Origin of the sequence: Micromonospora radicis, assembly GCF_003583405.1 — a bacterium.
Taxonomy (GTDB): domain Bacteria; phylum Actinomycetota; class Actinomycetes; order Mycobacteriales; family Micromonosporaceae; genus Micromonospora; species Micromonospora radicis.
In genome coordinates this window covers 429,382-451,499 of sequence record NZ_QXEC01000001.1, presented here as the reverse complement: position 1 = coordinate 451,499, position 22,118 = coordinate 429,382, and the positions used below count along the sequence as shown (strand labels likewise).

Here is a 22,118-nt window from a genome sequence, read left to right as displayed (position 1 = left end):
GTCCCCTCTTCGACACGGCGCCGGCCCGCCCCGGTGACGGGACGGGCCGGCGTGCCGGACGGGGTCAGCGACGGCGGCCGTACGCGCCGGCCACGAGGGAGACACCGAGCGCGGCGAAGGCGATCTGGATGAACAGTTCGATCCAGTCGATGCCGGCGGTGTCGTCCACGCCGAGCAGGGCCGCGACGAACGTGCCGACGACCGCGGCCACGATACCGATCAGCATGGTCAGCAGGATCGGGATGCGCTGGCGTCCCGGCACGACCAGCCGCCCGAGCGCGCCGATGATCAGGCCGATGATGATGGCGGTGAAGAAGCCGGTGATTTCCACGAGAGCCGTCCCTCCAAGCGTTCGGGTCGCCAGTCTGGTGCCCGCACCGGTGGTTCGGTCAAACTCCACCACCCACCCTCGGGCGCTTTGTGTCGGGACCGTCACACCGTCGCGGGACAACCGTCATGAAGGGGCTCAGCGCGGGCTGATCAGTGCCGCGTAGTCGGCCGCGGTGAGTGGCTCCGACGACAGCGAGGAGTCGGCCCGGGGAACGCTCAGCGGGACACCGTCGCGCAGGAAGCGCACGGCGGTCACATCGGTGCGGGCGGTGAGCGTACAGACGATCTGCCCGTACGCGAGCAGTTCGTCGATGCGGCCGGTCTCCGCGGCGGCCGGTGCGACGGTGACCGCGGCCTGCCCCTCGACCAGTTCGACCACGGCATTGCTCAGCGCACCCGGCAGGGCGCTGGTCAGTCCGTCGTCACGTTCGGCCGGAGTGGGCCCGGCCAGCAGGTCACGCAGTTGGGCGTCGGCCTCGGGGACCTCGTCGATCCGGCGGATCACCGGCACCAGCCGGTCCTCCCGGGTGAAGTAGAGCATCTCGGTCACCGCACCGGTCTCGGCGGCGGTGGGCATGGCGGTCGCGGTGTACGGGAACGGGCCGGGCGGCGGGGTGACCGTGCGGGGCCGGTCCTCACCCGGCACCCCGCAGGCGGTGACCAGGGCGAGCAGGGTGGCCGCCAGGACGCCCCGCACGGTGCGTACGGCGGTCACGACGACACGCTCCCGGGCAGGGTGACCCGGAACCGGGCACCGCCCTCCGGACGGTCACCGACCGAGGCGCCGCCGCCGTGCGCGACGGCGTGCTGGGCCACCAGCGCCAACCCGAGGCCGGTGCCGTCACCACCGCCGCGGTAGTTGGCCGCCCGGCCGCGTACGAAGCGGTCGAAGATGGCTTCGCGGTCCGCCACCGGCACCCCCGGGCCCTCGTCGTCCACCTCGATGATGCCGGTGTCCCCGTCGTGGGACAGCCGCACCTCGACCGGACCGGCCCCGTACCGTTCGGCGTTGTCGAGCAGGTTGGCCAGAACCTGCGCGACGCGACGCTGGTCCACCCGCCAGGTCGACGGCGTACCGGCGGACAGCCGCACAATCGACTCGGGCAGTTCCCGGTCGCGGCAGGCCTGCCGGGCCAACTCGGCCAGGTCGACCGGCTCCCGATGCGCCGGCTGGTCGCTGCGGGCGAGATCCAGCAGGTCGTTGACCAACTGCTGGAACCGGTCGATCTCGTCGGCCACCAGTCGAGCCGCGGTGGCGGTCCGCTCGTCCTGGTTCTCCCGACGCCGGGCCAGCACACTGGCCGCCGCGGCGAGGGTCTGCAGGGGCGAGCGCAGTTCGTGACTGACGTCGGCGGCGAAACGCCGGTCCCGGTCGATGCGCTGGGCCAACTCGTCCACCATCCGGTTGAACGAGGTGGACAGGCGGGTCAGGTCGGGATCCGTGTCCGGCGCGAGCCGGGTGGTGAAGTCGCCGGCGGCGATCCGTTCCGCGGCGTCGGCGACGGCGGTGAGTGGCCGCAGTCCGTGCCGGGTGGCGTACCAGCCGAGCGCCGCGCCGGAGCCGGCGACCATGATGGCGACCGCGGTCAGCGCCAGCGCGAGGATCTGGAAGGTCTGCTCCAACTCCCGCAGCGAGGCGAACTCGTAGAACGACGCCGACTCGGACAACGGCACGCCGACCAGCATGACGGGATGGTCGTCGACCCGGACCCGCTGCACCGCCGGCTCGCCCGCGGTGACCAGTTCCCGCAGCCGGGCGGGAACGGCGGCGGTCAGACCGTCGTTGTCGGCCGCCCGGCCGTACCACTCGCCGTTGAGGTACAGCACCGCCCGCCGGCTGGTGCCGGTATCGAGGGAGCGCAGCGCCTCCCCCACGTCCGGGTTCTCGGTCGCCAGGCCGGCACGGACCACCGCCGCGTCGTAGTAGGCCGCCCGCACCACGGCGCGTTCCCGCTCGTCGAGCAGGGTACGACGGGTCAGCTCGTAGGACACCAGCGCCATCGAGGCCGACAGCAGCAGTGCGCCCACGGCGAAGGCGGCGGTGACCCGGGCACGCAGTCCGAGGCGTCTCATCGCTGCAACTTGTAGCCCAGCCCGCGCAGGGTCACCAGATGTTTCGGATTGGCCGGATCGGCTTCGATCTTCTGGCGCAGCCGGCCCACGTGCACGTCGACCAGCCGCTCGTCGCCGGTGTCGTACCCCCAGACGCGGCTGAGCAGCTGCTGTCGGGAGAGCACCCGTCCGGCGTGCTCGACCAACTCGCAGAGCAGCCGGAACTCGGTACGGGTGACCGCCACCGGCTCACCCGAGCGGCGTACCTCCCCCGCTTCGGGGCTGACCTCCAGGTCGCCGAAGGCGTACACCGGGACCGGCTCCTCCGCCGGGGTGACGGTGCGGGCGCGGCGGCGCAGCGCGCGCAACCTCGCGGTCAGCTCCTTGATCGCGACCGGCTTGACCACGTAGTCGTCGGCGCCGGCCTCGAGCGCGGCGACGATGTCGTGCGTGTCGTCACGGGCGCTGACCACGACGATCGGCACGTCGTCGTCCCGCCGCAGCTGACGGATGCACTCGAAGCCGTCGATTCCGGGCAGCATCAGGTCGACGAGGACATAGTCGGCCGGGTTCCGGCGTTGCGCGCGCAGCCCCTCCTCGGCGGTCGCCGCCCCCTGGGCGTCGTAGCCCTCGTCCTCCAGGGCGAGCAGTAACGCCAGCCGGATCCGGTCGTCGTCCTCGATCACCAGTACCGCTGTCATACCCGGAATCATCCCCAAGCCCCCGCCGACCAGCCAATCGCCACCGGCATACGGGGGTTTTGTCACGCAACTGTCATACGTCCGCGCGGTGCCTGCCAACCCCGCTGGGCAGGGTGAGAGCCGACCTCGGGACAGCAGGGAGGGGGCACCGACGTGACCACGCCACGAGGCCCCGAGTGCACCGTGCCACTGGTGGAGGTGGCCATCACCGAGTTCGACCTGGCCTGCCTGCCGGAGACCGGCGCGGTCTTCGACCAGCTGCTCGCGCTCCACCCGAGACAGGTGACGATCGACCTCTCCGGTTGTCGGCACATCGACGCCGCAGCCATCGGCCTGCTGCTCGACGTGCACCGCCGGCTGGTGCGCAGCGGTGGCCTGCTGGCGCTCCGCAACCCCAACCCGCGCATCGCCCGCATCCTGCAGACCGCCCGGTTGGACCAGATCCTGCCGGTGCACACCGACAACACGACCGCCCCCGTCGAGGCACCGGCGGCGTCCACCAAGGCACCGACGGCGTCCACGGAGGCCGTCGCGCCGTCGACCGCCGGCCCGCCGCACGGTGTCGCCGGCCGCGCGGCGGCGTTCGGCCGCGCGGCCGTGCCCGTCCGGACCTGACACCGCAGACACCGCACCGAGGAGCAGGATGACCGTCGCCGGGATCGTCGCGGCCCTCGCCGTCGGCCTCGCCGTCGGCGCGCTCGGCCGACTCGCCGTCCCCGGCCGGTCGGGCGTCCCGCTATGGCTCACCATGACCATCGGCGCCGCCGCCGCACTGCTGGGCGCGATCAGCGCCTGGCTCGTCGGGGTCCGTGGGTTCAGCCTGCTGGGCCTGGTCGTCCAGGCCGGTCTCGCCGCGGTCGGCGTGGTGATCGTGGCCGCCACCGCCGGCAAGGAACGCTCCGACTCCCGCTGATCGTCTGCCCGGCGACGGCGCAGCCGCCCGTCGCCCCCGAGCCCGTGTCCCCGCCAGAGCCGGCGCGGCACCGGAGAGGAAGCAGGATGACCGTCGTACCGGACGACAATCTGATGACCCTGATCTGCGACGTGTGCGGCGAGACCACCACCGGCACCGCCTGTGTACTGCCCGACGCCGAGGTCGTCTGGACCCTGGTCTCCGACCACGGCTGGAGCGGTTCCCCGTTCGCGACCGGTCCGCACCGTTGCCCGCGGTGCAGCACCCTGCCGGCCGGCAGCACCCCACCCGACGACGACCGCCCGGTGGGCGGGGTCGGGGTCGAGCAGGTGGCCGAGGTGACGGTGACCGACGTCGCCCCGGACGCCGGTGACGCGCTGCGCGTCGCGCTGCGCACCGCCCTCGACGTGGGCGGAACGGTCGTGGTGGACCTGACCCGGGTCCAGGTCATCGACTCCGCCGGGCTGGGCCTGCTGGTACGGGCCCACCGCGACGTACGCGACCGTGGTGGGCGGCTCTGCCTGGCCGCACCGTCGAGGTTCATCCGCACCGTACTGCACACCATGAAACTCGCCGGGGTCTTCCCGATCTTCGACAGCCACGACGAGGCGCTCGCCCAACTGGGGGTGTCCCGGGACGGCGCGGCACTGGTCGACGTCACGCCGGCCGAGGCCGGGCGGCCCCGTACCGTCGCGCCCCGGTCCGCACCGGCGGCCCGGCAGCCCGCCGCCCGCGTCACCGTCTGATCCGCTCGCCGGCAGGGGTGCCCGACGTTCGTCCGGTACCGCCCGGGGCAACGTCGGCGCCGCGGACCGGGCTACTCGGCCACCGATTCCTTCCACTGCTGCCACCAGGCGCCGTCGGTGAGTTCACCGGCGGCGCGAAGCACGGCGACCAACGCGGCGGCGGGCAGCGCGGGCTCTTCGAGGCGTACGTCGGCGAGAATCCGTTCGAGTTCCCGTTGCCGTTCCCGCATCCCCCGCCCGACCAGATCCTTACCCGCGGAGGTCAACCCGACCCAGGCGGCCCGGCGGTCCTCGACGCGTTCGTGCCGTGCCACCAGTCCCTTGCGGACCAGCCGGTCGCACATCCGGGTGGCGGTGGACGACTGCACGCCGAGCAGCTTCGCCAGATCGATCACCCGCTGCGGGCCGGGTACCAGAACCACCAGTGTCCGGAACTGTTGCAGCGTGACGTCGGCGTCGATGCGCGCCAGTGTCCGCATGGCGACGGCGACCATCATCCGGCTCAGCGAGACGAGCGCGCCGACGAACTCGTCGGCCGACTCGACACTGTCACGCTCCGTGATCACCGACGACTCCGACTGGGTGGTCATGCCCCATGCTGGCACATTATGTTCCGGGGCCGGGCACCCGACTCGGTTGGCGACCACATCACTACCAGAGGTGATCACGGCCCGCCGAAGCCGGGCGACGCGAAACGCCTTCGACCGGCACCGGCGGCGCCGACGCGGAGTCTCGCCTCCTACCGTTCGTGCCCGGCGGCCCACCGCGCAGCCGACTACCCGGGCCGCCGAGAAACCGTCCGGCACAGCGACGCGATCGGCCATTGGCGAAGCGGATAATCATTCGCCGGCACATAGCAGAGAAAGCCAACTGTTGCCGAACAGCCGCGGAGAATGGTCGGCCGCCGACGATCGACGAAGGCTTGCGGCAGCCTAACATCGATCCGTGCACACCTGCAACGAACTCGCCACAGGGCGCCGGCCCCTGGCGAACATAGCGGATCCAATCAGGACTTATCTCCCCACGATCCGCGAGCCTGATCCAGCGGCACGTCGTCGAGGAATTGACTGTTGTCACCCGAGAGAATGCTATGTAGGTTGCGGTGGTCGCCATTCAACCGATGTTCACAACCCGCCGGACGGCTCGGAGGTCGGCAAGCCCATGCCCGCATTCGGACCGGTCGCCGCGGCGGCGACGCGGAGCAGGCGACCGCGGATCCCGTCCGGCACCGGCGGCGACACGCCGAGCCCCGCGCGACCCGCGACACCCACCGCCACGTAGTTGCAGAGTCACCGTCGGCACGGAAGCCTCTACCACTGACCCGAACCCCGCCATCTTCTCCGACGAGGAGCGTCGATGTCCGCTGCGGACGACAGCCAGCCGCGTGGCGCCCGGTTGGTGCTGCTCATCCTCCTGGTGGCGCAGATCATGGCGACGATGGACAACTCCATCGTCGCCGTCGCCACCAAGACCATCCAGGACGACCTGAACACCTCGGGTGCGGTCCTACAGCTCATCCTGTCCGGGTACACGTTGATGTTCGCGGTGCTCGTGGTCACCGGCGCGCGCCTCGGCGGCGACGTGGGACACCGCCGACTGTTCATGATCGGGCTGACCGGCTTCACGGTCAGCTCCCTGCTCTGCGGCATCGCCCCGACCGCCGGCACGCTGGTCGCCGCCCGCCTCCTGCAGGGCGCCTTCGGCGCCATGATGGTCCCCCAGGTCCTCTCGGTCATCCAGGTCGTCTTCACCGGCACCGCAAGGGCCCGGGCGATCGGGCTCTACTCGATGGTCCTCGCCCTCGGGGTCGCCGCCGGTCAGATCGCCGGCGGCGTGATCGTCAGCGCCGACCTGCTCGGCAGCGGCTGGCGAGCCGCCTTCCTGGTCAACGTACCGATCGGCCTGGCCCTGCTGGCGGCGGCGCCGCGCTACCTGCCGGGACACACCCCCACCGGGCGGTTCCGGCCGGACATCCTCGGCATCGTCCTGCTCGCCACCTCGATGGGCGCGGTGGTCGCCCCGCTGGTCTTCGGCCGCGAACAGGGCTGGCCGGCCTGGGCCCTGGGCAGCGTCGCCGCCGGCACCGTCGGCCTGGTGCTCTTCGTGCTGTACGAGCTACGACTGGCCGCCCGTGGTGGCCAACCCGTGCTGGAGATCGAAGCGCTACGCCCCCGTGGCGTGAAGTCCGGGCTGCTGGCCTGCTGCATCCTCAACTTCGCCTTCGCCGGGGTGCTGTTCCCGCTCACCCTGCACGTGCAGAACGGCCTGGGCTACACCCCGCTACAGGCGGGCCTGATGTTCATCCCGTACCCGGTGGGGTTCGCGGCGGTGAGTCTGACCTGGACGCGGCTGCCCAAGCAGCTGCACCGCCCCCTCCCGGTCGCCGGCCTGCTGGTCTTCGCCGCCGCGCTGGCCGCCCTGGCGGTCGTGGTCGCCGGCGGCTGGCCGATCCCGGTGGTGTCGGCACTGCTGCTGGTGGCCGGCGCGGGCATGGCGGCCGGGTTCAGCACGCTGGTGGAGCAGACCGCGGCCGCCGTCGGCCCGCGCTACGCCGCCGCGTTGTCCGCGCTGGTCTCCACCGGGACGCTGCTGGCCAGTGTGGTGAGTGTGGTCGTCGTCGGCGGCGTCTACCTGGCCACCGCCGAGAACGACCCGAGCCGCTCCGCGCTGGGCCTGAGCCGCAGTCTCTGGATCGACGCCGGCCTGCTGACCCTGGGCTTCCTGCTGGCGTACCGGACCTGGCGGCTGTCCACCCGCACCCGGGCCACGCAGACCGGACCGGACTCCCCCACCGAGACCGACGACGCCGAGACGGCAGCGGCGGGCGACACCACCGCAGCCGACCGGCGTGCGGTGACCGGTGCGGTCGCCGGTGGCCGGGGCGGACCCGACCGCGACGGCAGCGCCTGACCGCTGTCCCGGCGCGACGCCCGGCCCACGACGGTGGGCCGGGCGTCGCCCGGTGGGATCAGCCGGCCGGTAGCAGCTGCCGCACCTCCGCGTCGATCAACGCCGCCAGGGCGGGCAGGTTGGCCGGGGTCCACATCGAGTAGTGGTCGCCGGGCAGGGTCACCACCTCCATCGCCGGTGCCCACCGACGCCAGGCGGCGCGGCTGGCCTCCTGCTCCGCCTGCACCAGCACGGTCCGCCCCGGGTACGGGGCCGGACGGTAGCCGTAGATGGCCCGCATGTTGGCCCGGAACACGGCGTACCGGTGTGCGACGAAGTCCGCGTGCACGTCCGGCGGGATCAACCCGTGCCGGACCAGGAACGCGGTGAGCGCCGCGATCGGATCCGCCGCGTCGACCACCTCGGCACCCAGTGGCAGCGCCGCGGTGCCGGAGAGCCCGGCCAGGTCGGCCACGAACGTCTCCATGACCTGCCGCTCGCCGGGCAACGGCAGCGGACCCGGCGCATTGGAGTCGATCATCACCACGAGGTCGGGTGCCGCACCGTCGGCGGCGAGCTGACGGGCCATCTCGAAGCAGAGGAAGCCCCCCATCGACCAGCCGGCCAGCAGGTACGGCCCGTGCGGCTGGCGCTGCCGCAACGCGGCCACGTACCGGGCGGCGAGGGCCACCAGGTCCTCGACCGGCTCGGCGTCGCCCTCCAGCCCCGGCGCCTCGAAACCGTCCATCGGCTGCTCCGGATGCAACGCCCGACTCAGCGGCAGGTACCAGTACGGCGAGCCGGAGACCGCGTGCGGGCAGTACAGCCGGGGCCGCCCACCGGCCGCCTTGAGGGTGACCAGCGGCGAGGAGTCCGCCACCGGGCCCCGGCCGGCCAGCCGGGCCACCGCCCGGACCGTGGGGGTGGCGTAGAACTGCTTGAGCGGCACCGACACGCCGAGCCGCCCGGCGACGCGGGACAGCACGTGGGCCGCCTGCAACGAGTGCCCACCCAGGTCGAAGAAGGAGGTCTCGACGCCGACCCGGGGTGCCCCCAGCACCTCGGCGAAGATCTCCGCCACCTGCCGCTCGGTCGGGGTGGCCGCGGCGACCCCCGGCGCGGCCGGGTCACCCGCCTCGGGAGCCGGCAACGCCCGCCGGTTCACCTTCCCGCTGGTGGTCAGCGGCAGGGCCGGCAGCCGGACGAACTGGCCGGGCACCAGGTGCGCCGGCAGTTCCGCCGCCAGGTGCGTACGCAGTGCCGCGTCCGGCGCCGGCCCGGCCCCGTCCACCAGGTAGCCGACCAGCCGCTGTACGCCGTTGCCGTCCCGGACCACGGTGACCGCGGCCCGGGTGACGGCCGGATGCCGGTTCAACACGGCCTCGATCTCGTCCAGTTCGATCCGCAGCCCACGCAGCTTGACCTGGCCGTCCAGCCGGCCGCCGAAGTGCAGCCGGCCCTCGGCGTCCCAGTGTCCCTGGTCGCCGGTGCGGTAGACCCGCCCGCCAGGGTCGAACGGGTCGACGGTGAACCGCTGCCCGGTCAGCTCCGGGTCATTGAGGTAGCCGGTACTCAGGGCGGCCCCGCCGACCAGGATCTCGCCGCGTACCCCGACCGGCACCGGGTTGTCCCAGCGGTCCACCACGTAGGTGCGCCGGTTCGGCATCGTCCGCCCGATGGGCGGCGGTGACGGTGCCGTCCAGTCGGTGCAGTCGTACGCCAGACAGCCCACGGTGGCCTCGGTCGGACCGTACAGGTTGACGAACCGGCGACCCGGCCGGGCCCAGCGGGTCACCAGGTCGGTCGGGCAGACCTCGCCGCCCACCATCACCTCCCGCAGCGCGTCGAACCGGGCGGTGTCGCCCTCGGCCAGACCGAGCGTGGTCGGGGTCAGGAAGAGGTGGGTGATCCGTTCCTGGGCCAGGGTCTCGGCGAGCCCACCCGGGGAGAGCAGCCGGTCCTTGCCGATCACCACGACGGTGGCACCGGAGGTGAGCGCGGCGAGCACCTCACCGGCGGCCAGGTCGAACACGGGCGCGCAGCCGTGCAGCACCCGGTCACCGGGCCCGCAGCGCCACTGCCCGCGCATCCAGTCCAGATAGGTGACGAAGCCCCGGTGCGGCAGTTGGACGCCCTTCGGGTCGCCGGTGGTGCCGGAGGTGTGCAGCACGTACGCCAGGTCGTCCGGGCCGGTCGACGGCTCCGGTTCGACGCCGTCGGCCGGGTCACCGGTGTCGAGCAGCAGCGTCTGCCACGGCCCCGGCGGCACCCCGTCGGCGTGTTCGGTGCGGGTCAGCACCAGCCGGGCGGCGGCGTTGGTCAGGATCCGGCGCAACCGGTTCGGCGGGGCGGCGGTGTCCAGCGGCAGGTAGACCCCGCCGGCGTGCCAGACGGCGAGCGGGGTCAGCACCTCGTCCACGCCGCGGTCCAACAGCACCGGCACCAGGTCACCGGGGCGCAGCCCGGCGGCGCGCAGCCGGGCCGCCCGGCGGGCCGCCCGGTCCAGCAGATCCCGGTAGGTCAGCTGGTCGCCGTCGTGGCGCAGCGCCACCGCCGCCGGGGTGCGCTCGGCCTGGGCGCGGACCAGCTGGTAGACGGTGGCCGGGGCGGTCTCGCGCCGCGGCCCCGCGCCGAGCGCCAACACCCGGTCCCGTTCGGTGCCGGCGAGCATCGGCAACCGGGACAGCGGGGTCGCCGGGTCGGTCAGGCCGGCGTCGAGCAGCCGGGCCAGGTGTTCGAGCATGGTGCGTACCCGCTGCTGGTCGAACAGGTCGGTGGAGTACTCGGTGAGCACCGAGTACCGGTCGCCGTGGTCGACCAGGCTGACCATCAGGTCGAACCGGGACCGGTCCAGCCGCAGGTCGACCGGGGCGCTGTCGGTGCCGGGCAGGGCCGGCCCGCCCCAGGTGGAGCCGTCGAGCAGTTGCACGGCCACCTGGAACAGCGGGTTGCGGCTCGGGTCGCGGGGCGGCGCCAGCCGCTGCACCACCCGCTCGAAGGGGGCGTCCTGGTGTTCCCACGCGCCCAGACAGGTGTCCCGGGCCCGGTCGACCAGGGTGACGAAGCTGGGGTCGCCGGAGGTGTCCAGCCGCAGCACCCCCATGTTGGCGAAGAAGCCGACGACCGGCTCCAACTCCGGACGGCTGCGCCCGCTGAAGGTGGTGCCGACGGCCAGGTCGTCGGCGCCGGTGTAGCGGGCCAGCAGGGCGCCGAAGCCGGCCACCAGCACCATGAACGGGCTCGCCCCGGTCTCCTTGGCCAGTGCCTGCGTCCCGGCGTGCAGCTGCGGGTCCAGCGGATGGTCGAGCATGGCGCCCCGGAACGACGCGGTCGCCGGCCGGGGCCGGTCGGTGGGCAGATCCAGGGTGGGCAGGTCGGCCAGCCGGTCCGCCCAGTACCGCAGGTGGTCGTCCAGCTCGGCGGTGTGCTCGCGCTGCCACCGGGCGAAGTCGGGGTACTGCAACGGCACCGGGGCCAGTTCCGGCACCCCGCCCCGGCGGTAGGCGGCGTACGCGGCGGCCAGCTCACGGACCAGCAGGCCCATCGACCAACCGTCCACCACGATGTGGTGCACGGCCACCGCGAGGGCGTGTTCGGTCGGCCCGAGGCGGACCAGCCGGGCCCGGAACAGCGGTCCGGCGGCCAGGTCGAACGGCCGGTGCACCTCCCGGTCCTGTAACAGCGCCAACGCCGCCGGGCGGCGCCGCCCGGCGGGCAGGTCGGACACGTCGTCGACGGCCAGCTCCGCCGGGGCCGGCGGCCGGACCCGCTGGTACGCCGTACCGTCGACAGTCTCCAGCACGGTACGCAGCGCCTCGTGCCGGCGGACCACCTCGTCCAGCGCCCGGCGCAGCGCGCCGGTGTCCAGTTCCCCGGTCAGCCAGGAGGCCTGGACCAGGTTGTAGGTCGGCTCGGCGGGGGCGAGTTGGGCCAGGAACCACAGCTGCTCCTGGGCCCGCGACAGCGGTATCCGCTCGGCACCGGCGGGGCGTGCGGTGATCGTGGCCGGCTGCGCCCGGCGTTGGCGGCGCAGTCGTTCCAGCAGCAGCCGCCGGCGCTCGTCCAGTTGGGCGACCCTGCCGTCGAAGGTCTCGTCGGACATCTCACTCCTTTCGGGGGCACCGCGGCCCCGCCGCGTCGGCGGCGGGGCCCACGGGGTGACCGGCGATCAGTCCGCCGCCAGCAGCCGTTCCACCTCGTCGTCGCTTAGCTGCTCGATCTCGTCCAGCAGCTGCCACTGCGCCGCCTGCTCGGCGGCCCGCCGACGCCCGGCCAGCTCCGCCAGCGCGGCGACGCTCGGCGCGGTGTAGAAGTCCCGCACCGTCAGCGGTACGCCCAGCACGTCGGTGAGCCGGCCGACCGCCCGGATGGCCTGCAACGAGTTGCCGCCGCGCAGGAAGAACTCGTCCTCGACACCGACCCGGTCCAGGCCGAGCAGGTCGGCGAAGACACCCGCCACGGCGCGCTCGTCGTCGGTACCCGGTGCCACGTAGGCGGTCCGCGTGGCGCCGCCGTCCGGGGCGGGCAGTCGCTTGCGGTCCACCTTCCCGGTGCGGGTCAGCGGCAGCTCCGGCAGGCGCAGCACGACGTTGGGCACCATGTACCCGGGCAACCGGTCGGCCAGCGCCGGACGCAGCGTGTCGAGGTCGGCGTCGGTCAGCTCACCGACCACGTAGCCGACCAGGACCGCGTCGGCTCCGGAGCCGTGCACCGCGGCGGCCGCCAGCCGCACCCCCGGCGCCGCGCGCAGGGCGTGTTCGATCTCGCCCAGCTCGATCCGCAGCCCCCGGAGTTTCACCTGCCCGTCCCGGCGGCCGAGGAACTCCAACTGCCCGGCCCGGTTCCACCGGCCCAGGTCACCGCTGCGGTAGGCCCGGCCGTCGCCGGCCCGGTCGTCGGCGCCGAAGGCCGCCGCGGTCAACTCGGGACGGTCGAGGTAGCCGCGGGCCACCCCCGGCCCGGCGATCACCAGTTCGCCGGGCACCCCGACCGGGGCCAGCTCTCCGGTGTCGTCGACGACGTAGACCCGCCGGTTGGGCATCGGCCGGCCGATCGGCACCGGCGGTACCGGTTCGGCACCGGTCGGGCACTCGTACCAGGTGCAGCCGACCGTGGCCTCGGCCGGTCCGTACAGGTTGAACACCCGCCGGCCGTCGACGTTCCAGGTCGCCACCAGCGACGGCGGGGCCGGCTCGCCGGCCATCATGACCGCGCGCAGGTCCGGCAGCCGGGTCGGATCGAGCAGCCCCAGCACGGTCGGCGTGGTGAACACGTGGGTCGCCCCGGTGGCACGGGCCAGTTCGGTCAGCGCGCCCGGCTGGTGCACCTCGTCGGGGCCGGCGACCACGACCGCCGCCCCGGCGGCCAGCGCGCTGAACATCTCCCCCACCGCCAGGTCGAAGACCGGGGCGCAGCAGTGCAACACCCGCGCGTCCGGGCCGACCCCGAAGTCCGGCACCATCCACTCCAGGTAGCCGACGACCATCGCGTGCTCGATCAGCACCCCCTTGGGTTCGCCGGTGGAACCGGAGGTGAACAGCACGTACGCCACCGCGGACGGGCTCAGCTCCGACCGCCACGGCTCGTCCGCCGCCGCCGGCAGCTCGGCGTGCGGGTCGACCGCGCTGACCCCGTCGAGCGTCGCGGCCAGCGCAGGGTCGCCCACCACCACCCGGGCGCCCGTGTCGCGCACCTGGAAGGCCAGCCGGGCCGCGGGGGCCGCCGGGTCCATCGGGGCGTACGCGGCACCGGCCCGCAGCACCGCCAGGACGCTGACCACCTCGGCCACGCCCCGGTCGAGCAGTACCGGCACGATGTCGCCGGTGCGTACCCCCTCGGCGCGCAGCCGGGCGGCCAGCCGGCGGCTGCGCTCGTCGAGTTCGGCGTAGCTCAGCGTGCCCTCGCTGCTGATCACCGCCGGGGCCTGCGGGGCTCGGGCGACGCTGGCCGCGAAGAGTTCCGGCAGCGTGGTCGGCCGGTGCTCGCGTCGCTCGCCGCGGGCCAGGGTGAGCAGTTCGGCCCGCTCGGCGTCGTCGAGCAGCGGCAGCGCCGACAGCGGTGTCTGCGGCGCGGCGACGGCGGCGCGCAGCAGCCGTTCCAGGTGCCCGAACATCGCCCGGACCCGTTCGACGTCGAACAGGTCGGTGGCGTACTCGATCCGGAAGGTGATCCCGTCGGTCTCCTCGTACGCGTTGATCGCCATGTCGAAGCGGGAGACACCCGGGTCGACGTCGAGGAACTCGGCCGCCAGCCCGGGGAACCGGAAGTCGACCAGGTCGCCGCTAAGCAGGTCGATGGAGACCTGGAAGACCGGGTTGCGGCTGGGGTCACGGCGCCGGCCGAGACCGCCGACCACCCGCTCGAACGGGGCGTCCTGGTGTTCCCAGGCCGCCAGCAGGGTGCCCATGGTGCGGCGCACCGCCGTGGCGAAACTCGGGTCGCCGGAGAGGTCGGTCCGCAGCGCCAGCATGTTGACGAAGAAGCCGACCAGGTCCTCCAGCTCGGGCCGGTCCCGGCCGGCACCGGCGGTGCCGACCACGATGTCGTCCACGCCGGTGTAGCGCATCAGCACCGTCTTGAACCCGGCCAGCAGCACCGCGTACGTGCTGGCCTGTTCCTGCTGCGCCACCTGGCGCAGACCGTGCAGCACGTCGACGGGCATCCGGTGCACCAGCAGCGCGCCCCGGTTGCTGGCGGTGGCCGGACGGGGCCGGTCGGTGGGCAGGTCCGCCGTCGGCGCGTCGGCCAGCTGCCGCTGCCAGTACGCCAGCTGCGGCGCCAACTCGCCCGCGTCGAGGCGTCGGCGTTGGGTCAGCGCGTGGTCGGCGTACTGCAACCGCAGGGTGGGCAGTTGCGGCTGCCGGGCGTGGCGCAGCGCGTCGTAGTACTCGGCCAGGTCGCGGACCAGCACGCCGGCCGACCAGCCGTCCGCGCAGATGTGGTGCAGTACCAGGCTCAGCACGTGCTCGGCGCCGTCGAGCCGGAGCAGTCGGGCCCGCAGCATCTGGTCACGGCCCAGGTCGAACGGGGTGGTGGCGTCGCGTTCCAGTTCGACACGCAGCGCCTGGTCACGGTCGGCGACGGTGCTCAGGTCCGACACCGGCAGCGCGACGTCACCGGCCGGGGACACCAGCTGGTACGGGGTGTCGTCGTCGGCGCCGAAGGTGGTCCGCAACGCCTCGTGGCGGGCCACCACCGCGGTCAGCGCCTGCCCGAGCAGCTCGGCGTCGAGCGGGCCGGTCAGCCGGACCGGCACCGGGATGTGGTACGTCGGCTGGCCGGGGGCGAGCTGTTCCAGGAACCACAGCTGTTCCTGGGTCGGTGAGAGCGGCAACCGCTGCCCCTCGTGCCCGGCGGGCCGGCTGTCGTCGGCGCCCTGCTGCCCGGCGAGGGCCGCGCGGGCCGCCCGCAGCCGCTGTTCGAGGTCGGCGATCTCCTGCTCCAGGCGGGCCCGGGCCGGGTCGGCTGCCGGCTCGGCGACCGGCTCGGCGGGACCGGCGCCGGTCAGCAGTTGGGCGATCTCGCTCACCCGCGGTCTGGTGTAGAAGTCGCGCATGGTCGCGCTGACCCCGCCGACCTCGGCGATGCGGGACAGCACCCGGGCGGCCATCAGCGAGTTGCCGCCCAGCTCGAAGAAGTTCGCGTCCGCGCCGACCCGGTCGACGCCGAGCACCGCCGCGAAGATCTCGGCGACCTGCTCCTCCTGGACGGTACGGGGGGCGACGAACGCCTCCTGCGCGGCCGGGCCGGCCTCCTCGGGTGCCGGCAACCGGTTGCGGTCCACCTTGCCGACGCTGGTCAGCGGCAGCACCTCCAGGGCCACGAAGACATGCGGCACCATGTACGGCGGCAGGTCGGCGAGCAGGTGTTCCCGCAGTTGCTCGGTGTCCGGCGCCGGGCTGGCCGCCGGTACCACGTAGCCGACCAGCCGTTTGGTGCCGGGGCTGTCCTCGCGCAGCGCGACGGCGGCCTCGGCGACGCCCGGGTGTGCGGTCAGCGTCGACTCGATCTCCTCCAGCTCGATGCGCAGGCCGTTGAGCTTGACCTGGGTGTCGATCCGGCCGAGGAACTGAATCTGCCCGTCCTCGCTCCACACGCCCAGGTCGCCGGTGCGGTACATCCGCTCCCCCGGCCGGTACGGGTCGTCGAGGAACTTCTCGGCGGTCAGCTCGGGCCGGTTCAGGTAGCCGCGGGCCAGTCCCTCACCGCCGGTGACCACCTCACCGGGTACGCCGATGGGCTGGAGGTTGTTGAACCGGTCCAGCACGTACGCCACCCGGTTGGGCATGGCCCGGCCGATCGGCGGCTGGCCGGTCCAGGTGCGGTGCTCGCACTCGTAGTAGATGCAGCCGACGGCCGCCTCGGTCGGGCCGTACCCGTTGATGAACCGGCGACCCGGGGTGTTCCACCGGTTGATCAGGTCGCCGGTCACCGCCTCCCCACCGGCGATCATGTACTTGAGGTCGGGGTAGGCGCCCGGCGGGATGCGGCCCAGGATGGCCGGTGGGCCGCCGATGTAGGTGATCCGTTCGGAGACCAGCAGTTGCCCGATGACGTCCGGGTCGGTGCGGTGCTCCTCGGGTACGAACACCATGGTCACGCCGCGGGTCAGCGCGGTGAAGATCTCGCCCTCGGCGAAGTCGAAGATCGGCGCCATGTGTTGCAGCAGCCGGTCACCGGGGCCGAAGTCGAAGATGTTGCCGAGCCAGAGCAGGAACGTGTTGAGCGCGTGGTGCTCGATCATCACGCCCTTGGGCTTGCCGGTCGACCCGGAGGTGTAGAGCACGTACGCCAGGGAGTTCTCGTCGGCCAGTTCGGTCAGCGGTGCCGCCGCGCCGGCCGCCTGCTCCAGCGCCGGCCAGTCGGTGTCCACCAGCACCCGGGTGGCGCCGCTCTCCTCGGGCAGCCGGTCGGCCAACGCGTCGCGGGTCACCACCGCCTTGGCCGCGGTGTCGGCGAGGATGAACTCGATGCGGCGTACCGGGTGGCCGGGGTCCATCACCACGAAGGCGCCGCCGGCCTGCTGCGCGGCGACCATGCCGACGATCAGGTCGAAGCCGCGTTCCAGCAGCAGCGCGACGATGTCTTCGCGGCCCACGCCCAGATCCCGGAACCGGTGGGCGAGCACGGTGGCGCGGCGGTGCAGTTCGCCGTAGGTCAGCTCGGCACCGTCCAGGGTGGCCGCCACCAGGTCGGGACGCTCGGTGGCGAGCCGGGCGATCTGTACGTGCACCGGTTCCCGGGCCCGCTGCCCCTTCGGCCCCTGCCAGGTGTGCAGCAGCAGGGTGCGTTCCTCCTCGTCGAGCAGCGGCAGCGCCGACAGCGGGGTGTCCGGGGCGTCGACGGCGGCGCGCAGCACCCGTTCCAGGTGCCGCAGCAGCCGGGCCATCCGCGGCTCGTCGAACAGGTCCACCGAGTAGTCCGCGACCAGCCGGAGCTGGTCCGGGCTCTCGGTGGCGGTGATCGACAGGTCGAACGGGTGTCCGCCGGGGTTGGCGTCCAGCGCCGAGACGGTGAGGCCGGGCAGGTTCGGCTCGGTGCTCTGGGTGGCGCTGCCGAGCAGTTGCAGGCCGACCTGGAACAGCGGGTTGCGCGACGGGTCCCGCACCGGCTGGATCCGTTCCACCACCTTCTCGAACGGCACCTGCTGGTGTTTCCACGCCTCCAGCACCACGCCGCGTACCCGTTGCAGCAGTTGCCCGAAGGTGGGGTCGTCGGCCACGTCGGTGCGCAGCACCACCATGTTCACGAAGTACCCGATCAACGGTTCCAGCTCGGCCGGTTCCCGCCCGGTGGTGGTGGTGCCCACCACGATCTCGTCCTGCCCGCTGTAGCGGGCCAGCACCGCCTGGTACGCCGTCATCAGCGTCATGAACAGGGTGGTGTTGTTGCGGGCCGAGAGCTGCCGCAGCCGGTGCAGCAGGTCACCGCCGAGGGTGTGCGACACCGCGGCGCTGCGGTACGACATGGTCGCCGGTCGTGGCCGGTCGGTGGGCAGTTCCAGGGTGGGCAGCCCGCGCAGCCGCTGCTGCCAGTAGTCGAGCTGGCCGTCGAAGACCTCGTCGCTGAGCTGGTTGCGCTGCCAGGCCGCGTAGTCGCCGTACTGCACCGGCAGCGGTTGCAGCGCCGGGGGGCGACCGGCGTGGTGGGCCGCGTACAGCTCGGACAGCTCGTTGGTGAGCACCGCCTGGGACCAGCCGTCGGAGGCGACGTGGTGCATGGTCACCGCGAGCAGGTGGTCGGTGTCGTCGAGGCGGACCAGCAACGACCGGAACAGTGGCCCGGTCGCCAGGTCGAACGGGCGCCGGATCTCCTCCTGCACCCGGCGCTGCCCCTCGGCCAGCCGGGCCGGTGGGTCAGCGATGTCGCTGAGGTCGTCGACGACCAGTTGGTGCGGTTGTTCGCCGGGCTCGGCGACGTGCTGGTACGGCTCGCCGTTCTCGGCCCGGATGGTGGTCCGCAACGCCTCGTGCCGTTCGACGATGTCGGCCAGGGCCCGACGCAACGCGGTCAGATCCAGCGGGCCCCGCAGCCGGAACACCGACGGCACGTTGTACGTCGACTGTCCCGGCACCAGTTGGTCGAGGAACCAGAGCTGCTCCTGGAGGTACGACACGGGTGCGCGGTCACCGGCCTGGGGCCGGCGGGGAATCCGGGTGCTGGGCCGCTGGCGCTCGGTCAGCTGGGCGCCGACCTGCTTGAGCAGCAGTGCACGCTGCTCGGCGGTGAGGGTGGACAGGCGTTGGGCGTGCTGGGTCATGTCGCTCCTCGTCAGGAACTGCGGTGCGGTGCGGAAGGTCGGTGGGGTTCTGAGGTCATCGGGGGTCCACGACGGACAGCGCCTCGTCGAGGATCTCCAGGCCGGTGCGGACCTCCTGCTCGGTCGCGGTGCACGGCGGCAGCACGTGGACCCGGTTGGTGTGCAGGAAGGGCCACAGCCCGCGCTTGCGGCAGGCCGCCGCGAGTTCGTCCATCGGCCCGGGCGGTCCGCCCGGCGGTCCCAATGGCGGCAGCATCTCGCGGGTGTCCCGGTCGCGGACCAGCTCCAGCGCCCAGAACACGCCGAGCCCGCGTACCTCGCCGACCACCGGATGCCGGTCGGCCAGTTCCCGCAGGCCGGGGCCGAGTACCTCGGTGCCGAGCCAGGCGGCGTGCTCGACGATCCGCTCCTCGGTCATGGCGGTGATGGCGGCGACCGCGGCGGCGCAGGCCAGTGGGTGCCCGGAGTAGGTGAGCCCGCCCGGGTAGGGGCGGTCGGCGAACGCCTCGTGGACCCGCGGGCCCATCAGCACCCCGCCCAGCGGCACGTACCCGGAGTTCACCCCCTTGGCGAAGGTGATCAGATCCGGCACCACGTCCCAGTTCTGCACCGCGAACCAGCGGCCGGTGCGGCCGAAGCCCGCCATCACCTCGTCGGCGACGAGCAGGATGCCGTGCCGGTCGCACAGTTCCCGCACCCCGGCCAGGTACCCGGGCGGCGGCACCAGTACCCCGTTGGTGCCGACCACCGGTTCCAGGATCACCGCCGCGACGGTGCCCGGCCCCTCCAGGGCGATGACCTGTTCGAGGTGGGCCAGGGCCCGCTGCGCCTCCTCCTGCTCGGTACGGGCGTGGAACGCCGTGCGGTACAGGTACGGGCCGAAGAAGTGCACCACCCCGGCCGTCCCGGTGTCCACCGGCCACCGTCGCGGGTCGCCGGTCAGGTGCAGCGCCAGGTGCGAGGCGCCGTGGTACGACCGGTAGGCGGCGAGCACCTTGGGGCGGCCGGTGACCAGCCGGGCCATCCGGACCGCGTGTTCGACCGCGTCGGTGCCGCCGTTGGTGAACAGCACCCGGTCCAGGTCGCCCGGGGCGCGTTCGGCGATCAGCCGGGCCGCCCGGGCCCGCTGGTCGTTGCCGAACGCGGGGCTGACCGTGCAGAGCCGGGCGGCCTGCCGTTGGATCGCCGCCACCACCTTGGGGTGCTGGTGGCCGATGTTGACGTGGACGAACTGGGAGGCGAAGTCGAGGTAGCGGTTGCCCTCGTAGTCCCAGAAGTAGGAACCGAGCGCGCCGGCGACCGGCATCGGTCGCAGCGCCCGCTGCGCCGACCAGGAGTAGAACAGGTGGGCGCGGTCCTCGGCCAGGATGCCCGGCGCGGTCTCGGGTAGCGGATCGGTGTCGTGCTGGTGGTCGCTCACGCGGCTGCTCCCGTCGGGCCGAGTTGGTGGATACTGCCGGACATCGACAACGGAGAGGGGTGGTCGTGGTGCGCAAGGTCGCCGTGGTGTCCGGAGGTGGCACCGGCATCGGTCGGGCCATCGCCGACCAACTGGCCGCGGAGCACGAGGTGGTGCTGCTCGGCCGGCGCGCCGAGGTGCTGCGGGAGGCCACCGAGGAGCTGTCGTACGACGGGCGCCGGGTCCGCTCCGTCGTCGCCGACCTGTGCGAGCCGGCCGAGGTACGCCGGGCCGCCGAGGAGATCACCGCGGCCGGCGCGACGGTGGACGTGCTGGTCAACAACGCCGGGGGCAACTTCGCGCCGTACCCGAGCGACGACCTGGACACCACTCGCGAGCAGTACCTGCGCAACCTCGGCGGCAACGTGCTGCCGGTGGTGCTGTTGACCCAGGCGCTGCTGCCGGCGCTGCGCCGCCCCGGCGGCCGGATCGTCACGGTGAGTTCGATCGCCGCCTTCCGCGGCAACACCTCCTACGGTGCCGCGAAGGCCGCGCTGCACCCCTGGTCCACGGAGCTGGCCGGGCAGTTGGCCGCCGACGGCATCACGGTCAACGTGGTGGCGCCGGGTTACATCGGCGGTACGGATTTCTTCCGCGAGCGGATGACCCCGGAGTTCCACCGGCAGCGTTCGGCGCAGGCGCCGGTCGGCCGGGGCGGCACCGTCGCGGACGTGGCCGAACTGGTGGCGTACCTGGCCGGTCCGGGTGCGGGTTTCGTCACCGGTCAGATCATCCAGATCAACGGTGGTGCCCTGATGGGTCGGGGCTGACCGGACCGGCACGCGCCGGCCCGGGCGTGGACCGGGACCGGACCGGTGCCCCGGCCGGTCCCGGCAGCGGGCACCGGTCACTCCCGACCGCCCAGCCACTTGCGGGCCTCGGCCGCCGTACGGTGGGTCAGGTCGGCCGAGGCACCGAGGTAGCCGGCCGGGTCGAAGATGACCTCGATCTGCTCGTCCGACAGCAGCTCGCGCAGGTCCGCGCAGCCGTCCAGCAGCTCCCGCAGCGACCGGCCGGCATCCTGGGCGTGCTGGCTCAGCTCGTAGACCCGCTCGTGGGCGGTCTGCTTGCCGACGTGCTCGCCGAGAGCGAGCATCAGTCGCTCGGAGGCCAACTGGTCGGCGACGCTCCGGGTGTTCTCGCGCAGCCGGTCCACGTTGACGGTCAGCCCCTGCACCAGTTCCCGGGTGATCTCACAGGCGGCCAGGGTGTAGTGGGACACGTCCGGTACGCACGCCCACTCCACCCGCAGCGACCGCGAGTCCCGCTCGTGGTCGCCGATCATGCCGGTGAACGCGATGCCGGCCTGCGCGGCGGCCAGCTTCGCCATCACCACCACCTGCTCGCAGCGCTCCGGGTTGCGCTTGTGCGGCATGGTGCTCGACCCGACCTTGCCGTACCGCCACGGCTCGGTGACCTCACCGAACTCGGGTCGGCCGATGGTGCGGATCTCGTCGGCGATACGCCCCAGGGTGCCGGCGACCATGGCGGACGTGGTGACGAACTCGACCATCCGGTCCCGGGCCACGTGCCAGCCGATCGTCGGTACGCCCAGACCCAGCTGGGCGGCGAAGCGTTCCAGCAGGCCGATGCCCTCGCCACCGAAGCCGGCCATGGTGCCGGCCCCGCCGAACAGCTGCGCCACCACCACCCGGGAGCGCACGGTGGCCAGCCGCTCGGTGTGCCGGAGGATCTCGTCGATCCAGCTGGCGATCTTGAGGCCGAAGCTCATCGGCAGGGCGGCGCGGGCGTGGGTCCGCCCGACGGCGACCGTGTCGGCGTGCTGTTCGGCCAGCTCGACCAGGCAGGTGAGGATCTCCGCCAGCTCCCGGTCCAGTTCGTCGAGGGTGTCCCGGATCTCCAACGACTGGCCGGTGTCCTGGATGTCCTGGGTGGTGGCGCCGAAGTGGATGAACTCGCCGCTGCCGTCGGGGCAGGCGGCCTGGAAGACGCGCAGCAACCCGACCAGGGAGTGCCCGGAGCGGTCGATCTCCTCCTGCACCGCGTCGAGGTCGATGCGTTCCAACCGGGCCGCAGCGACGATGCCCTCGACCACGTGACCGGGGATCATGCCCAGCTCACCCTGCGCGCGGGCCAGCGCCGCCTCGATGTCGAGCCAGCGTTGCTTGCGGCAGACGTCGCAGTAGATCCGGCGACTGGCAGCGGTGGCGTACCGGTTGCCGTAGAAGCGTGAGTCGGTGATGTGCCCCCGCTCGTGGCGGCAGGTGTCGACCGAGTGTGCGTGGGTGACGGACATGGGTGCCTCCGG

At 73.0% G+C, this 22,118-nt stretch carries 14 protein-coding genes; 5 read left to right on the top strand and 9 right to left on the bottom strand.

Annotated features, from left to right (window positions below; translation table 11 throughout):
• Positions 1 to 64: 64 nt before the first annotated feature.
• The 4 genes from D2L64_RS02085 to D2L64_RS02070 form a co-directional block, all read right to left on the bottom strand.
• The gene (locus D2L64_RS02085; protein WP_119572702.1) at positions 65 to 331 is read right to left on the bottom strand and encodes a GlsB/YeaQ/YmgE family stress response membrane protein; all 267 of its coding nucleotides are present in this window, start codon (positions 329 to 331) and stop codon (positions 65 to 67) included.
• Positions 332 to 466: 135 nt separating this feature from the next.
• Positions 467 to 1,045 (bottom strand): GerMN domain-containing protein, encoded by a 579-nt coding sequence (locus tag D2L64_RS02080; RefSeq protein WP_407663046.1) that lies wholly within the window; start codon positions 1,043 to 1,045, stop codon positions 467 to 469.
• A complete protein-coding gene (locus tag D2L64_RS02075; RefSeq protein ID WP_119572701.1) occupies positions 1,042 to 2,403 on the bottom strand; it encodes a sensor histidine kinase in 1,362 nt (453 codons plus the stop codon). Before D2L64_RS02075 ends, D2L64_RS02080 begins: the two co-directional genes overlap by 4 nt.
• A complete protein-coding gene (locus tag D2L64_RS02070) occupies positions 2,400 to 3,083 on the bottom strand; it encodes a response regulator transcription factor (protein ID WP_119572700.1) in 684 nt (227 codons plus the stop codon). Before D2L64_RS02070 ends, D2L64_RS02075 begins: the two co-directional genes overlap by 4 nt.
• A 153-nt stretch (positions 3,084 to 3,236) precedes the next feature.
• On the opposite strand from D2L64_RS02070, the gene D2L64_RS02065 reads away from it, so the two are divergent.
• The 3 genes from D2L64_RS02065 (at position 3,237) to D2L64_RS02055 (ending at position 4,742) form a co-directional block, all read left to right on the top strand.
• On the top strand, positions 3,237 to 3,698 hold the full coding sequence (locus D2L64_RS02065) for an STAS domain-containing protein (protein ID WP_119572699.1): 462 nt from the start codon (positions 3,237 to 3,239) through the stop codon (positions 3,696 to 3,698).
• 28 nt (positions 3,699 to 3,726) lie between these two features.
• Positions 3,727 to 3,996, top strand: coding sequence for a GlsB/YeaQ/YmgE family stress response membrane protein (locus D2L64_RS02060; protein ID WP_119572698.1), 270 nt, complete (start codon positions 3,727 to 3,729; stop codon positions 3,994 to 3,996).
• Between the two features lie 86 nt (positions 3,997 to 4,082).
• Positions 4,083 to 4,742, top strand: coding sequence for an STAS domain-containing protein (locus D2L64_RS02055; RefSeq protein ID WP_119572697.1), 660 nt, complete (start codon positions 4,083 to 4,085; stop codon positions 4,740 to 4,742).
• A 71-nt stretch (positions 4,743 to 4,813) separates the two neighbouring features.
• On the opposite strand, the gene D2L64_RS02050 is transcribed toward D2L64_RS02055, so the two are convergent.
• Positions 4,814 to 5,332 (bottom strand): MarR family winged helix-turn-helix transcriptional regulator, encoded by a 519-nt coding sequence (locus D2L64_RS02050; protein WP_158603429.1) that lies wholly within the window; start codon positions 5,330 to 5,332, stop codon positions 4,814 to 4,816.
• 766 nt (positions 5,333 to 6,098) lie between these two features.
• Here D2L64_RS02050 and D2L64_RS02045 point away from each other — a divergent pair.
• The gene (locus tag D2L64_RS02045) at positions 6,099 to 7,652 is read left to right on the top strand and encodes an MFS transporter (protein ID WP_199714364.1); all 1,554 of its coding nucleotides are present in this window, start codon (positions 6,099 to 6,101) and stop codon (positions 7,650 to 7,652) included.
• Between the two features lie 58 nt (positions 7,653 to 7,710).
• Here D2L64_RS02045 and D2L64_RS02040 read toward each other — a convergent pair whose 3' ends face one another.
• The 3 genes from D2L64_RS02040 to D2L64_RS02030 all read right to left on the bottom strand — a co-directional run bounded on the left by D2L64_RS02040 (position 7,711) and on the right by D2L64_RS02030 (position 19,810).
• Entirely contained in the window at positions 7,711 to 11,733 is a 4,023-nt protein-coding gene (locus D2L64_RS02040; protein WP_119572695.1) for a non-ribosomal peptide synthetase, read from the bottom strand.
• 66 nt (positions 11,734 to 11,799) lie between these two features.
• Entirely contained in the window at positions 11,800 to 18,390 is a 6,591-nt protein-coding gene (locus tag D2L64_RS02035; protein ID WP_119572694.1) for a non-ribosomal peptide synthetase, read from the bottom strand.
• A 55-nt stretch (positions 18,391 to 18,445) separates the two neighbouring features.
• A complete protein-coding gene (locus tag D2L64_RS02030; RefSeq protein ID WP_119572693.1) occupies positions 18,446 to 19,810 on the bottom strand; it encodes an aspartate aminotransferase family protein in 1,365 nt (454 codons plus the stop codon).
• Positions 19,811 to 19,878: 68 nt separating this feature from the next.
• On the opposite strand from D2L64_RS02030, the gene D2L64_RS02025 reads away from it, so the two are divergent.
• Positions 19,879 to 20,619: an SDR family NAD(P)-dependent oxidoreductase gene (locus tag D2L64_RS02025; protein WP_119572846.1), complete on the top strand. Its 741-nt coding sequence runs from the start codon at positions 19,879 to 19,881 to the stop codon at positions 20,617 to 20,619.
• Positions 20,620 to 20,696: 77 nt separating this feature from the next.
• Here the strand turns inward: D2L64_RS02025 and D2L64_RS02020 are convergent, their stop codons facing one another.
• Positions 20,697 to 22,106, bottom strand: a complete 1,410-nt coding sequence (locus tag D2L64_RS02020; RefSeq protein ID WP_119572692.1) for a class-II fumarase/aspartase family protein — start codon at positions 22,104 to 22,106, stop codon at positions 20,697 to 20,699.
• Between the last annotated feature and the right edge of the window lie 12 nt (positions 22,107 to 22,118).